11 protein-coding genes and 1 pseudogene are annotated in these 14,754 nt (G+C 56.3%); 1 reads left to right on the top strand and 11 read right to left on the bottom strand.

The genetic code is table 11. The annotated features are described in order from the left end of the window. The 8 genes and pseudogenes from CU669_RS20425 to CU669_RS20460 all read right to left on the bottom strand — a co-directional run. Window positions 1-457 (bottom strand): hypothetical protein (locus CU669_RS20425; protein ID WP_146747832.1); only part of this gene is annotated, 457 nt, incomplete at its 3' end. A 443-nt stretch (window positions 458-900) separates the two neighbouring features. Continuing rightward, the gene (locus CU669_RS20430; protein WP_146747833.1) at window positions 901-1,743 is read right to left on the bottom strand and encodes a hypothetical protein; all 843 of its coding nucleotides are present in this window, start codon (window positions 1,741-1,743) and stop codon (window positions 901-903) included. Window positions 1,744-1,745: 2 nt separating this feature from the next. Further along, window positions 1,746-2,009 (bottom strand): hypothetical protein, encoded by a 264-nt coding sequence (locus CU669_RS20435; RefSeq protein WP_112147439.1) that lies wholly within the window; start codon window positions 2,007-2,009, stop codon window positions 1,746-1,748. A gap of 14 nt (window positions 2,010-2,023) precedes the next feature. Continuing rightward, window positions 2,024-3,982, bottom strand: a complete 1,959-nt coding sequence (locus CU669_RS20440; protein ID WP_161539755.1) for a methyl-accepting chemotaxis protein — start codon at window positions 3,980-3,982, stop codon at window positions 2,024-2,026. A 132-nt stretch (window positions 3,983-4,114) separates the two neighbouring features. After that, window positions 4,115-5,197 (bottom strand): annotated as a pseudogene (locus CU669_RS20445) (IS630 family transposase). A gap of 133 nt (window positions 5,198-5,330) precedes the next feature. After that, on the bottom strand, window positions 5,331-5,912 hold the full coding sequence (locus CU669_RS20450) for a biliverdin-producing heme oxygenase (RefSeq protein WP_161539756.1): 582 nt from the start codon (window positions 5,910-5,912) through the stop codon (window positions 5,331-5,333). After that, window positions 5,905-8,187, bottom strand: a complete 2,283-nt coding sequence (locus tag CU669_RS20455; protein ID WP_161539757.1) for an ATP-binding protein — start codon at window positions 8,185-8,187, stop codon at window positions 5,905-5,907. The genes CU669_RS20450 and CU669_RS20455 overlap by 8 nt, the downstream gene beginning before the upstream one ends. Window positions 8,188-8,302: 115 nt before the next feature. Next, complete coding sequence (locus CU669_RS20460) at window positions 8,303-8,860, bottom strand: BLUF domain-containing protein (protein ID WP_112147443.1); 558 nt, start codon at window positions 8,858-8,860, stop codon at window positions 8,303-8,305. Window positions 8,861-9,225: 365 nt separating this feature from the next. Between CU669_RS20460 and CU669_RS21605 the strand changes: the two genes are divergently transcribed. Then, on the top strand, window positions 9,226-9,378 hold the full coding sequence (locus CU669_RS21605) for a hypothetical protein (RefSeq protein WP_192884643.1): 153 nt from the start codon (window positions 9,226-9,228) through the stop codon (window positions 9,376-9,378). An 89-nt stretch (window positions 9,379-9,467) separates the two neighbouring features. On the opposite strand, the gene CU669_RS20465 is transcribed toward CU669_RS21605, so the two are convergent. The 3 genes from CU669_RS20465 to CU669_RS21670 all read right to left on the bottom strand — a co-directional run. Beyond that, entirely contained in the window at window positions 9,468-13,250 is a 3,783-nt protein-coding gene (locus tag CU669_RS20465; protein WP_112147444.1) for an ATP-binding protein, read from the bottom strand. Then, the gene (locus tag CU669_RS20470) at window positions 13,247-14,263 is read right to left on the bottom strand and encodes a phosphate/phosphite/phosphonate ABC transporter substrate-binding protein (RefSeq protein WP_112147445.1); all 1,017 of its coding nucleotides are present in this window, start codon (window positions 14,261-14,263) and stop codon (window positions 13,247-13,249) included. The genes CU669_RS20465 and CU669_RS20470 overlap by 4 nt, the downstream gene beginning before the upstream one ends. Window positions 14,264-14,541: 278 nt before the next feature. After that, on the bottom strand, window positions 14,542-14,754 hold a 213-nt coding region (locus CU669_RS21670; RefSeq protein ID WP_205119527.1), incomplete at its 5' end, for a hypothetical protein.

Raw genomic sequence — 14,754 nt, forward strand, 5'->3', positions numbered from 1 at the left:
GCCAGAGATTCACCGACGGCCATTCACCGGGGCGAAGGCCTGCGATCGTGCCGCAGAGCAGGAGCAGAACTGCGAGGAAGTTGGGCGACAGGTCGTTTTCATGGTGTTTGTTTGTGGCATTGATCCGCTCAAGAAGGTGGTCGAGGATTTTCTTCAGATCAGCTGGTGGGAGACGCTTTTCCTTCATGCCGGACGTCTGAAGACCGCGTTGGGCCGAAGCGGGCAGGTCGCCCTGCTGAAGGAGGGCCGATATCTGAGAACCGAAAGCGAAGCTGACCGCAGCACGATACTGCCGCCAAGTGGAAGACGACCATCCGGCCTTGTTCCTGATCATCCAGTCAGCCATTGTCGTCGCAGTGATCTCAGATGGCGGGCAGTCAAGGTCACGACAACTGGCGGCTACAAGACGGTTTGAGATGAGCGTGTACCGGTCTTCGGTTTGACGGGTGCGTGTCATGGTGTTCTCCTCCCGTTACTCGGACAAAAGAGTGGCGTTGAGAGGAGCCCAATCGAAGTGCAAGTAACGCTGGTTGCCTGCCCCCGCAACCAAGACGATAGACAAAGCCCGCAGAAAGCCTAGCTTCTGCGGGTTTTTCTTTGTCTATGGCTCTGAGGAATGTCGCGCATTGCATGGACTACCTGGACAACCCGCCGCCCTGTCAAAAAGGGGGGGCAAAATTGCACGCCGATTCGGGGGGTAAAGGGGGGCATTTTTCGACGCCGATTGACAGCCCATTATGGATTCAGACAAAACGCGCCAAGGGAATCGTCTTTTTTGCCCGACATCAGGCCGCTCCGGCGGTCACAACGTTAGCGTTGAACAGCCCTGGTCGTCACAGCAAGTTCTGTACGACAAATATGCGTAATATACGCATAAAATAATCAAGTATATCTTGAAAATTAATGACCTATAAGTATGGCATTCATGAGCGCTGCATCCATAGATGATGCATGCATCATTATGCGGTCTTCAATAGATTTTAGTTTTCGTGCAAACAACCCCTCCGCAATGATGGTCACCTGGATTTCATCAATCAAAATGGAAATAGCCAAGATTATATCAATATGCTCAGCGCAGTGATTTTCAAAATTTATACCGTCGAACTTCTGTATAAGTAGTTCTTCGTGCTCAAAATGAGACCTGACAGAAGAAAGAAATCCGTGAGCCACATTAAATATTTTTGGCCTATCAAAGTAACTTCCGCATAGCGATTTCATTTGATAATAGTTTTCTTTTATTATTGAGTGCTCGGCCTTTTCGCAATCAATAATATCTATTATATCTTTGTTACTTATATTATCGTCTTGCGTTAGTGCTGCGCCAATTTCAATGCCGAAGTCATCTAATCCTAACGCGCTACCTAATAAATTTTTGTCAAAACACTTATTGGCATTATTTTGCAATGGGGCTGCTTCCAGAATTTTTGAAAGGGCCGTTAATGCATCATCATTTTTGATTTCAGCAAAAGAATACTCATCAAAAAATTCGCTAATTACTACTGCTTCATCTTGAGTTAGGCCGTGATAGCCGCCAAGCATAATTGATTTTATTGAGAAACCATGCATAGCATGAGCAAATTCATCGTCAACAATCGACGCAATTGATCTGTGAGATGCATCAGCTTCATCTTCTGCAAAAAATGAAGAGATATCCTCTACACCACTTGCGTACATTTTGTAGGCAGCGACAAAGCGATCCCGGTGTGAGAGATCTAATGTCTCAATATTTTTTTTACTTTGCATGACTACGCGTCATCCTCTGGAAGAGAATTGATCTTTGTGACGGTATCCACCTGGAGATCACAGATCGCCCTCACTCTTTCGATAGAGACGCGGAACTCCTCGTCTGCCCGAGCAAGATCGGCAACGGCAGATGGCGTTAATCGACCTATGGTTTGAAGGCGATGACGAAGCAAAATCACGTCGCGCCTTGCCGAGGCCAACTGGTTCAGGAGAGCGGCTGCACCTTCGGTGAGTCTCTCCACGGAAACAATGTCAGTGTCGCCCATTTCCCGACCTGCTCTTATTTCCGCATCTGCTCAAGGAAGTCATTTACACCCGTCTCCAAAGAGTGGGCTTGGCTGGCGAGGTCTTGCACGCTGCTGCGGACATCCCCTGCATTGCGTCCCGTGATCTCGGCGCCTTCGACCACCTTAATAATGCTGGCAGACACCTGCGTGGTTCCAGCTGCGGCAGATTGAACGCTCCGGCTTATTTCGCTGGTTGCAGCTCCTTGCTGCTCAACCGCAGCTGCAACGTTTGCCGAGCTGGTGTCAATTTCGGCGATCATGTCGATAATCTGCTGGATGGCCAGTACCGTTTCCTTGGTGATTTCCTGCATTTGCCGCATCTGAATAGCGATTTCGTCCGTCGCCCGTGCTGTCTGGTTTGCCAGCCCCTTGACCTCGTTGGCGACCACGGCAAAACCTTTGCCAGCCTCGCCAGCGCGGGCTGCCTCGATGGTGGCATTCAAGGCAAGGAGGTTGGTCTGGCTGGCAATGTCGTTGATCATGCCCACGACTTCGCTGATTTTGCCCGCAGACTGCTCCAATGTCGCAAGCGTCGCCCCGGTCCTCTTTGCTTCCTCGGCAGTGCTGCGGGCAAGACTGGCTGAATTTGCAACTTGTCGTGTGATTTCGCTCACCGATGCAGCAAGCTCCTCGGCAGCGGACGCAACGGCTTGGACATTTCCGGTTGCCTGCATGGAGGCGGCAGCGACTTCGCTGCCCTCGGCCTTGGTTTCCTGCGCGGTGGTGTTCATGGTCTCGGCGGCATTGCTAAGTTGAGTGCAGGCGGCGGATACGGCCTGTGCGGCTACCTTGACCTGCTGCTCGAACGTTTCAGCCAGCTTGATGTAATCCGTGACATCCTTCCAACTGAGCATTGTTCCGACCACGTTACCGGCCTTATCTCGGACGACATCAACAACATTCTCAATTGTGACACCCGCCATCGAAAATTTTCCGGAGAACGGAAGGTTATCTACGCTAGAAACAATCTTTTTTACCCCTTCTGGGTGATCGTGAAAATCAAGAATGCTCCGACCAATGATATTCGACATATCTTTCTTTGACCCTTGCTGCATTCTCTCCAGGATTATTTTTGCCGCTTTATTGAGGTAGCTGACCTTCATGTCCGGTGTGCATAAAATAATTGCAGCCGGTTGATCTTCCACGAGATTGTTAAGACGATAAGAGTTTTCAACGACCTTGCGCAGAGCTTCAAGTCCACGGGCCATCACGCCAATCTCATCACTTCTTGTCTGTTCCGGTACGGAGACGGAACTGTCCCCCGTGGACAGAGAGGACATGATGGACGTCATTTTAGCCATCGGAGCGGCAATGCTCTTGGCCATTGCTAGTAAAACAGCCAATGCGAAAACGGATGAAAGCATCGTCACAAGCGTAACCAGAGACTTGTAACCGCTCTCATGGTCAGCGGCTGCGGCCTCAACACTCTTCGAAAAAGAGTCCGAGGCGGCTACAAGTTTATCAATCGCGGCGCGGTGATTTGCATAAACTCCACGCATCTCTTTAAATATAGCCGTCGCGGCAGCGCGGTCGCCGCGTTCTAGCGCGGGAAAAAATGCGGTAAAGGCGCGGTCATAAAAACGCACAGCTGGCGCATATGCCTCAACGAGCAGGCCGTCGCGCACTGATGCATCAAGCGACTGGCTTTTCCAAAATTCGTGCCGATCATCAAAATCCTTCCGCAGCCGCATCATGGCGTCCTTGTGCGCGGACATTTCGGCGGCTTCGGCGCTTAATGCCTGCGATGCTTCCAGATATGATTCCAGGATGTATTCTGGCGGTGGCAGAATGTCAGCCACCAAATCCTTCACTTGCACGACACGGCCATATGTTGGCCCATTGACTTTAAGTTCCGCGAACGCGGCCCACCACGCGACACTGATTGCGCCAAGTGCCAATGTTACGGCAATGGCCAAAGCAGATAATTTGCTGCGAATGGTGGTAAGGCTCATCAAGAAGCTCCTTTGGCTATACCCGATGGGCCTATACCATAAGTTTGTAAATGAGTTTTGCCGCATCTGTGAACAAAGTGCGATGGAGATGTGCTGAACATCCATTAATGCTTCCGCCCTGATCTGACCTAGCTAGTGGACAGAATCTAACGCTTGATGCCCCCGCTTGACGGCTGCAATGATCCGGTCTGGATCGGCAGTCCAGTTGAAGGGGCGGGGGTTTTCGTTGGTCTCGGCCGGGAAGCGATTGATGGCGGCCTGAAGGTCGACGAGCGAGTGGAACACGCCACGCTTGAGGCGCTGTTTGGTCAGCTTGGCAAAGAAGCCATCGACCGCGTTTAGCCAGGACGCCGATGTCGGCGTGAAGTGAAAGATGAAGCGGGGATGCCGATCCAGCCACTTCCGCACCTTGGGATGCTTGTGGGTGGCGTAATTGTCGAGGATGACGTGGATCACCCTGCCCGCCGGGATGGCCGCCTCGATGGGATTGAGAAAACGGATGAATTCCTGATGCACGATGGCGCTGCATGCATTTGCCGATGACCTTGCCCTCCAGCACGTCGAGAGCGGCGAACAGCGTGGTAGTGCCATTGCGCTTGTCGTCGTGGGTCATGGTCTGGCAGCGCCCCTTCTTGAGCGGCAGGCCTGGCTGAGTGCGGTCGAGCGCCTGGATCTGGCTCTTCTCGTCCACCGACAGGACAATGGCATGGGCCGGAGGATCGACGTAGAGGCCGACGACGTCGCGAACCTTGGCGGCGACTGCGGGGCATTGGACAGCTTGAATTGACGCCAGCGGTGCGGCTGGAGACCATGGGTGCGCCAGATGCGCTGGACCGAACTGACGCTGATGCCGACATGCTCGGCCATCGCCGGGGCGGTCCAGTGGGTGACTTTCCCCGGCGGATCGGTGGTGATGGTCAGCGTCACCACCTGCTCGGCCACCTCGGCAGCGAGGGCGGGGATACGCGACGGCCGGGTCTTGTCCCGCAGCAGACCGTCAACCCCCTCCTGCATGAATCGCTCTTGCCAGCGCCAGACCGCCGTCTTGCTCTTGCCGGTCCGACGCATGATCTCGACGGTCCCCTGGCCGTCGGCAGTCAGCAGCACGATCCGCGCTCGCCAGACGTACTTCTGCGGGCTGTTGCGATCCGCCACCAGCGCCTCCAGGCGATTGCGGTCGGCGGCGCTCACCTCGACGATGATTCCTTCGCGCATTCCGAAGACTCGCACATCAGCCGAGCCGTGGGAATCTGCCGAAGGACTCTTACGTCAGATTTTGTCAACTAGTTCTACTATGTCGCAAATCAAGGCTGAGCGGAAATCAATGACAGAGAATGGTCTTAGGTCTTTAAGCCTCAAGCCATGCGCCCAAGGAGTCGAAGGTGGCGGTCGCGCCGTGGGTGGCATGGGCGATGCTCGGCTGATCCCTTAGACGTTCGGTCAATTCTGCTTGAAAGTACTTCCACCACGGCCCGACCTCGTCGCCATGAAAGCCATGGAAATTGGTCGCCGTATGCGTAAGCTCGCCCAAACTATCGGCGATGCGCCTCAGGACGACGCGCCCCCCCAAAGTGGCTCCCTCCAGGACGTAAAGGGCGCCAAGCCGTTGGCTGGGGTCAGACAATGCCGGAAGCCGGGTACAGTGCGGCAATGTCGTAATGGCGTCGCCACTCAGCCCCAGGGCCGACAGATCGCGAAGCAAGGCCGGGCTTTTGGGCCGCACGCCCATGCTGTCCGGAAGAGTGTCGCCGAACAGGACCGCCTCCATGGGGGCGTAGAAACCGTATAGCCGGGCGAGAGCTCGCAGGTACTGCGGAGCACTGACGCATCCGGCGGTCAACGGCGCCATGACCGGCAAGCGTTCCAAGCGTTCATGCAAATCATGGGTGGCCCGGCGCAACACGGCGCAGACAGCTTCCACCTCACTCACGGGCCGAGGCCTCCCTTGGGAAATGCAGCCGCACGGTGGTTCCGATCTCCAATTCACTGCTCAGCGACAAGGTGCCGCCCTGCACCTCCATCAGGGACTTGACCAAGGGCAAGCCCAGGCCGGTTCCCTTGCGGGCGAGCGCCATGTTTTGATCGGCCTGCCGGAACGGTTCCAGCACATGTTGCAACAGGTGCGCGGGGATACCCTGACCGGTGTCGCTGACCGCCAGCGTCACCCCACCGGCCAGTTCCTCCACAAGCTCGATGGTGATGCGTCCGCCGGAGGGCGTGAATTTGACGGCGTTGGAGACCAGATTCATGACCATCTGGATCAAGGCTCGGCGGTCGGTGTGCAACACGGTCAGCGATTCGGGCCGCTTAAACTCCAGGGTGATGCCGGATTCCTGAATAAGCGAGCCCATGAGCTGGACCGCCTCGCGAATGGTCTTGTCGAGATCCAGCTCCACGCGGGAGAGTTCCATCCGCCCCGCCTCGACCTTCGAGAGATCCAGGATGTCGTTGATCATGCTGAGCAGGTGCTGGGCCGCCGTGTGGATATGCCCGGTGCTTTCCCGCTGATTGTCGGATATGGAACCGTAGATCCCAAACATGATGGCTTCCGAGAACCCCAAGATAGCGTTTAACGGAGTGCGCAATTCGTGGCTCATATGAGCGAGAAAACGAGACTTGGCCTTGTCGCTTTCGGTCAGGCGTTCATTCAAGGATCGGATGGTCCGCAATTGGCGCAGGATGACGTCGTTGAGCGCCGTGCGCAGACTGCGGGCGATATCGATTTTCCAATGGGTCCATGGCCGGGAATACCCCCGCCGCTCGACCACCCAGCGTTCGAAGGATTGGCGCGGGAAATAGTTTCCCTGCTGCTTATGATCGGCTACTGCCGATGGTGTGGCCCCGCCCCAAACGGTGGTTTTTACAATTTCCGGGCGGAACCACAGGATCATGTGTTGTGCCTGGTCGCCCACGGAAATGCCCAGCACGCCGCTGGCCTCGGCGGTAAAGCGCTCGAATTCCGGCAATTTGCGAGAAATGCAATCGCAGGCATAGACCCCTTGATCCAGGTGCTGTCGGCAATATTCCGCCAGTCGGACGACCGCATCCGCCGAGGGTGCCAAGCCCACCGTGCGGACTTCCTTGGGCCGCCCCGCGCCCTCGTCATAGACCACGGCGGCCCCGCTCGAGGCAAAGAAGATGTCGGTTAGCTTCACATTGCCGTCCACCAGCGGTGCGACGAAATCATCAGCACCGGCGATCTGCTCCAACAGGCGGGCATGGAGGCTGACATGGAGGGCGCGGGCCTCTTTTTCCTCCGTCGTCTCGGTGGCGTGCAACCGCATGCTGAAAGCATTGGCCACCGACAGCACCCGTCGGCGCGCCGACATACTGACACGGCATGGCTGGCGATGATGACAAACTATCAAGCCCCACAAATGACCGTCGTCGATCACCGAAATGGACATGGAGCCATCTACGCCCAAATTTTTCTGATAGATGGCGTGAATGGGAGAAACGCTGCGGCAACGGCAGAGGCTGAGATCGAATGGCTGGCCGGTTTTTGGATTCGTCGCGGGCGAAATCAGCACCGGCGTGTAATCGCGCTCCGGCGTATAGCGCAGCGGGCTGATGGCATAAAGCGCTCTGGCCTGGGGTGGGATGTCGTCAGCGGGAAAATGAAAGCCCAAGAAGCTTTCCTCGAATCCCGATGCCAGGCTTTCGCCGATGACCTCGCCATGGCCGTCTCGGTCGAAGCGATAGACAAGCACCCGCTCCATGCCGGTGAATTTGCGGACGCTATCAGCCACCACCGAGACCAACTGGTTGAAGCTGGCGCTGTCACGGATTTGAACCAGAATATCCTGAAGCGTATCGATCGGCTCGGTCGGCGGCAGGTCTGGCGTGTCGCGCGCCTCGATCTCGCAGAAAATCACATCATGGTGGTGGTGGATGAAAACCTCGCCGCCATGGGGCGGCACCAGATCCATCGCTAATTTCAAGGTGAGCCCCTGACGGTTAAGGCGGCCGTCCTTCAGCGCAGCCACGACCAGATCGCATATCTGCGGAGTCAGAAAGTGATTCAGCCTTGGCCGATGCCTTGTCAACGCCGCATGGGGCAGGATGGCGCCCACATTCTCGGTCATGCCCAACACCGCCAGCGTGTCCGGATCGACGCATAATAAGGTGGCGTGGCCCTGGATGGCGCCTGGAGCATGGATGGCTTCGCGTTCGCACGGGGTATCCCCATGCTGGAAAGCAGTCACGTCTCCTGGAAAATTTCTCAACCCCAATTCCCCCAATACGCTTGTCGCCCCTGGCTCGGGCTTCCGCTAAAACAGTTCAGCTTCGCCCTTTTCCATGTCGCGGTGCAGGTTGTAATTAATGCGGTCGCCAGCTTGGGTGACCACGCCAACCGTGATATCGGGCGCAGCGATGGCCAACGCCCGGCCAATTTTGCTGCCTGACGCCCACATTGGCGCGTCTTGCCTTGAAGGTAACGGTTACCATTCCAGTCATTTCATTCTGGCCCTGACGCAGCAGACCATCCCGGAACAGGCTCAGTAAATGACCGGCTTCCGAGGTGTCGAAGCCCAGTTGATCGTCGGTTGCATAGTCCAGATAACCGTCATCGGCATCGGCCGCGCCATGGGGGCGGGCATAGGCCATCACCCAGTCGCCGAATTCTCGCTCCGCAACATTCTTGGTGGGGAGCAGCCGAACGCGGTTATGGCGCGGGTCCAGCTTAATGCGGTCAAACAATGGACTTACCCTGTCCTCCAGCCCCTCGATCACCTGCAGAAACGAGCCATTTTCGTAAACCAGTAGGCCGGTGATGTCGTCATGCGCGTTCTTGTCGCGCGACTGCGCCAGCAGGGCCCCGAGTTCGTCGTCACTCATGGGCGCGACCGTTGCGCTGGCGTAAATGATTTGAAGCATGAAAAAGGGGAGTCCCGCCAAAGCAAATCCATGGGAACCCCAAACCCACAGCTCTATTTTTGTCAAACCTTCCACGTTGAATCAATTTTTTTATCGCACTGTGGTCGCGCACCTTTTCAAAAAGCGGGACAATCATCAACTCAGACTTCCCATATGGGCGACCCATCCACCCGTGATCGACACCAGAATAGACCGATCTCAGCCCATCCGGAAGGCTGGATGGGGCGGTGATACCCACCACCGCAGCAAAATCACCGCCCCAACCATCATGATCAGCCCCAACGTCTCGATTCCGGACCATTTTGTTGGATCGCGGGCACACTTCGCCTGTCTCCCGCTTCGTGCCAGCGCTCCCGGCCGTCAGCATGGCGCTGGTTCTCGTGGTCGAAGATCGTCGATCATGTCGAGGATGCGTCGGAACGATCGCGCGGCACGGCGACCTCGGCCATCTGGAAGACGGCGTAGCGGGCGTGGGCGATTACCCGACGCTGATCTGGTGGCCGACATCAAGGCTGTGATTGCCGAAATGCCGAGCTGCGCGCAAGATTTTCCATGACCTACGGCATATGCCGATGGCCGGTCGCTTCCCGTCCAATCGAGGCTGCTTTTAATGCAATAGGGATTTATTGGCTTTTGGCAGGGCAAACAGGAATGTTGAACCGACGCCCTCCTCGGATTCGACCCAAATCCGGCCGCCATGATGTTCTACTATCTTACGGCACGATGCGAGTCCGATACCGGTGCCTTGATACTGGTCATGACTGACCAATCGCTGAAATACCGTGAAAAGCCGATCTATGCTTTTCGCCGCAATGCCGATACCGTTATCAGAAACTGCAACGATCCATTCCATCGTCCTTTCGTGACATTCAATCGTGATCCTAGGGGGCCTGCCCGGTGGGATGAACTTCAGCGCATTGCTGATCAGATTTTGAAATAGGCGCTCCAACTGCGACTCGTGCCCACTTATGGTCGGCAAGGTCTCAGGGTACAAAATCGTGGCTTCTGTATCTCGGATAGCCATTTCAAGGTTATCGATAGCTTGTTTCAACGGCTGTTCGAGTGGTACTTCGTCGGGTTTGGGCATGTTTCGCCCGATGCGAGAGTAATTGAGTAGATCAGTAATCATATGGTCCATTCGTTGAGCACCATCCACGGCGAACCCGATGAACTGGCTTTCGTCTTCGCTGAGGCGTCCCGCCATACGCTTGCTGAGAAGCGACAGATAGGAACTGACCATGCGCAACGGTTGGCGAAGATCATGCGAAGCAGCGTAGGCAAAGTGCTCCAACTCGGCGTTGGATCTCATTAGTGCTGTGTTGGCTTCATCTAGAGCCTGTCGGGCGGCAACGATATCGTCAATTTCTCGCCAGGTGACATACAGCGCTTGTCGTTGACGATAAGTTCCAATTGTGACCATGACCTCAGCCCAGAAATCTTTGCCGTCAAGGCGCCGATGGAGCCATTCAAATCGGTTAAATCCGACTTCAATGGCGGTCGTGATTTTCTCAGCGGCCGCTTCGGTTGACGTTCGGCCATCAGGCTGATAGGGCGGAGACAAAGCATCCGGAGGCAATCCCTCAATTTGGTCCCGCCGTCCTCTCAACATGCGTTCGGTCGCATGATTGCATGCGCAGAAGCAGCCTGTTTCCATATCCAGGATCAAGTATGCGTCTGGTGCATCGATAAACATCAGGCGGAAGTTTTCCTCGCTCTCCTTGATGGCCGTGGCCGCCTTTTCTGCGTCTTTCTGTGCCTTTATGAGGTCGGTAACGTCTACCCTGAATCCAACAATGAATTCCTCAGGCGTCCGCCGTTCAATGATGCGGAGCCAACGACCATCTGAGAGGGGCTGAATGACGTTGGTATCCGCTCGACGATGTTGGGCCAGTCTCTCTGCCAGCCATTCCTCTTCACGACCGATCGCCTGGATATACTGCCTGTGTTCGAGCCCATAGCGGAGAATAGCCTCGAAGGTATTGCCGACTTCCAGGGCAGGCGCTGATGCTGCGTAGGTGGCTCTGTAGCGCTCATTACACATAAAGAGGCGATCGTCGGCATCATAGATGACAAAGGCCTCGTCAATGGTATCGATGGCCGAGCGCAGCAGTAACTCCGCTCGGCGAAGATCATCTTCGAGGGCATGGCGATCGTTAATATCGCGAAACACGACGACCGCGCCAACCGGAATGTCATCGACCATCACGGGAGCGACAACATACTCCACGGGAATACGGTGCCCCGAGGATCCGGAAAACCACTCATTAGACACCCGGCGGATTTTGCCGTCTTCCAGTGTCTGGCGGATCGAGCAGACGCCATGTTCGCAACCATGGCCATCTGCCAGAAAATGGCCAATAGCCTCGGAAGACTTGCGCGCCGAGAAGGCATTGGGCGATGGCCATCCTAGAAGACTGGCCGCCGCAGGGTTGGCGAAACTGATACGGCTCTCGTCATCCAGTCCGAAAATACCTTCCGCAGCGGTTTCAAGAACCAAACGAAGTCGGGCATTAGCCGCGCGTAGTTCAGCCTCAGCGCGTTTTCGCTCTGTAATAGAGCGGGATGAGCCATAAATGTAGAGAATGCCGTCGACCTCGACCGGTCGAGAGTTGATTTCGACGTCGATGAAGCCCCCATCTCGACGCCGGTGACGGGTTTGAAAGACCAGAGGTCCATTCAGCATTTGGGGAAGCAAATGGTCGGCCAAATCTTCGGCGGAAAATTGTGCGTCCCAGTCGGCGGCATTATGCGGCAACGTCTCCTCTTGACTGTACCCCAGCATCTCACGAAAGGAATCCGAGGCTTCCAATAGGTTTCCGTGCGAATCCAAGACGTGGATGCCATCGCTGGCGGTCTTGAGAAGGAGACGATAGCGTTCTTCCGAACGGGCCATCCGCGCGGCCATGCGTTGCAGTTCCTGATCGGTCTCCGGTCCCCGGTTGGCACCACGGGATGCCCCGCCTACTCGCGGTTCATCGATCACATCCATCGGCAAACTGAAGCAGATCGTCAGGCCAGTTGGATGATTGTCCTCCGCCCAGGCCGTACCTCCATGGCTTTCGACGATCTTGCGGACCATAGCCAATCCGACCCCGGTTCCCTGTGTATCAGCCTCCAGCCGCTCGAATAAGGAAAAGACGCGCTTGTGATATTCGGCGGGAATGCCAGGTCCATTGTCGCTAACTGACACAACATGGTGACCATCAGCCCGGGTCGCCGAAATGCGGATCAAGGGGCGCTCATCCGGACCGGCATGTTCAAGGGCATTCTCGATCAGGTGCTGGAAAACAGCGCGAAGCTGATTCCCATTGCCGACCATACTGGGCAGGGGGCCGACATCCACCCATCCGCCCATTTTGTTGCAAACAGGCATAAGTTTGGCGACGGCCTGTTGCGCACATTGTTCCAGATTGACCATTCGCCCATGGGCACGAGGATCAATATCAACAGCGAGATAGGCTTGCAGGTCGGACAATAGGCGGCGCATGCGCAAAGCACCGTCAACGATGAACCCCAGACAGTCACGCACGTCGGGTTCTTGGCGCTCACCAAGGCGCCGCTCCAGTAATTGGGCATAGCTCACTACGCGGCGCAATGGCTCCTGGAGATGATGTGCCATGACCTCCGCCATTCGCGACAATTCGGCATTGGAACGCCGGAGCACCACTGCATTATCGTCCAGCCTTCGGAACTGCTCGCGGACAGCTTGGCTCATGGCATTAAATGCCGCTGACAGCATCGCCACCTCATCGTTACCCTTGCTGCCGACGACAGCCTCGTAATCACCAGCGGCGAGGCGGACGCTGGCCCGTGTCAGTAAGTCCAGTCGCTGGGTAAGGATCAGCGTGATGGAAAACAGCGCCAGTACACTCAGCAAGATCTCAGCTACGGCGATGGCTAGGCCCTGCCGCAGCAGACTGTCTTCGGCGCGGCGCAGTGCCTCCAATGACAGGCCAAAATTAACGCGCCCATAAATCTGTCCGAACAGTTCCAGATCGGCTCGCGCATGCAACTGACCCGCATCACTTTTCGGTTCTTGATCAGGCTCCGGCAGTATTTCCGGCTGATGCCCCGCAGCCGAAAGCGGCCGCCCCTGACGGTCGGTGACTGTCAAATAAGTGACGTCGGGCAAGGAGGCTAGGCGATCGACCAGACTGCGCAGACTGGCCAAATCCTGGGCGGCCAACGGGGGGGCAAGCGCAACGGAGAAGGTCTCCGCCATCTCCTTCGAACGAGCACGGGTCAACTCTCCCATGTGCAGATCAGCCTGACGGAGGGTGTTGCCGATCATCACGGCCAGCATCACCACCTCAACCAGAACGCTGCCGACGATCAATCGAAAGCGCAGGGAGTTGCGGAAGCGCTCGAGACCATTGATCAGAGGCTTCACGGTTTTCCGTCTATGTGCGGCAGAAACAGCGCTACGATCGGACGCATAGATTCCACGTCCTCCGGGGTCAGTGGGGCATAGCCCTTGTAGCCCGTTTCGTTAAAGAATGTTTTTCCGGCCTCAGATGCTTCAAATCGGAGAAGGGCCTCACGCAGGGACGCGATCATGGCCGGATCAAGATGTCCGTTGGCAATGGTAAACAGATGCGGAGCGTGATAGGGGCTTTCGAGCACCGTCAGCTTGTTTCGAACATCCTCTGGCGCCTGATGGATTGGGGTATGGGTCGTGATGGCCGCGTCTACTTCCCCCATGCTTACGGCCATGATGGCAGCCGTGTGAGTCGGGCTGGCACGTACAACGTAATCACGGCCTGCAATCATACCTTGATCGGCCAACCACTTCTCTCCAGCCAAGGACGAAGTGCTAATGCGATTGGACAGGGCTACCGTCCTGCCCTTCAGGTCTGCCACCTTCTTCACCTCGCCACCCTTGGCAATGGCGAGAACTGGGGTGAGAGTCGGGGAATACCGCAACAGTGGCTTGTGGCCATTATCGACGGCCCAAGCCCCAAAATGGGGGCCGGTGATCGCCACGTCGAAGTTGCCCTGGCGAATTTGGTCGAAATGTCCTGAGAAGTCAGCTGATGTGAACATTTCCACGGGACGCCCCAGCCTCTCCTGCAGGAACAGACGCAGAGGCTGGTGAACCTTCATGATGCTCACCGTGTTCGCGTAAGGCAGAATAATCAGTTTGATCGGCGCGTCCTCGGCCAGAGCTACGGGCGTGCCAAATGCCAAAATGCCAAGCGTAAGCATGACTCGTGAGACCCAATTCGTCAGCATGCGGTTTTCCCATCCCAGGGCGAAACAAATGACCGCCGTCATTCCCACTACGAACATACCATACTTTAGTTTCGGTTGGCAGGTATAACGAAGGCTGGCGGCACCAGGGCTGTCGTCGGTGCCGCGCTCCCTGCCAATGTGACGACGTAATAGAGCTAGCCCGTTGGGCATGCCATCGCACCAAGCACCCTATCAAATCGTCGACATAGGTCCGCAATGATTTTCGTCCTGAGCGGCGGTTAGAGGTGGCCGGATCATCCAATCAGCCATGGTAGTGACAGTGATTTCAGATGGCTCGCAGCCAAGATCGCGGCAACTGGTAGCCACAAGATGGATAGCGACGCGCTTGTGCCAGTCTTCGGTTTGACGGGTGCGTGTCATGGTCGTCCACCAAGTTGAAAGGTGGATTCTGGGCGTTTCCGGTTGCCATTACGCTTGGTAATGGTTTTCTACGGGCCTCCCATATTCGGTTCGTCGGGTGCCGCCTCCGTCGACAACGTGGAGGCGTGCCTCGCACGGACGGCCAGCACATTGGCCTCACTGGGGATGCCAATGACGGTAGCCAGTCCCGGCAGCACCTGGGATCGGCCGGCGCTCCGCCGACCATAATGGGTCGTAGCCGTCTCCATGGAGGCGTGGCCCATCAGCGCGGCAATCTGTTC

Origin of the sequence: Paramagnetospirillum kuznetsovii (assembly GCF_003284725.1) — a bacterium.
In the GTDB taxonomy this organism is placed as follows: domain Bacteria; phylum Pseudomonadota; class Alphaproteobacteria; order Rhodospirillales; family Magnetospirillaceae; genus Phaeospirillum; species Phaeospirillum kuznetsovii.

What these genes read in the sequence shown, in the direction of transcription:
- CU669_RS20430 (WP_146747833.1), bottom strand. Translation starts at nt 1,743, where the DNA reads ATGCAAAGTAAAAAAAATATTGAGACATTAGATCTCTCACACCGGGAT.
- CU669_RS20435 (WP_112147439.1), bottom strand. Translation starts at nt 2,009, where the DNA reads ATGGGCGACACTGACATTGTTTCCGTGGAGAGACTCACCGAAGGTGCA.
- CU669_RS20440 (WP_161539755.1), bottom strand. Translation starts at nt 3,982, where the DNA reads ATGAGCCTTACCACCATTCGCAGCAAATTATCTGCTTTGGCCATTGCC.
- CU669_RS20460 (WP_112147443.1), bottom strand. Translation starts at nt 8,860, where the DNA reads ATGCTTCAAATCATTTACGCCAGCGCAACGGTCGCGCCCATGAGTGAC.
- CU669_RS21605 (WP_192884643.1), top strand. Translation starts at nt 9,226, where the DNA reads ATGGCGCTGGTTCTCGTGGTCGAAGATCGTCGATCATGTCGAGGATGC.
- CU669_RS20470 (WP_112147445.1), bottom strand. Translation starts at nt 14,263, where the DNA reads ATGCCCAACGGGCTAGCTCTATTACGTCGTCACATTGGCAGGGAGCGC.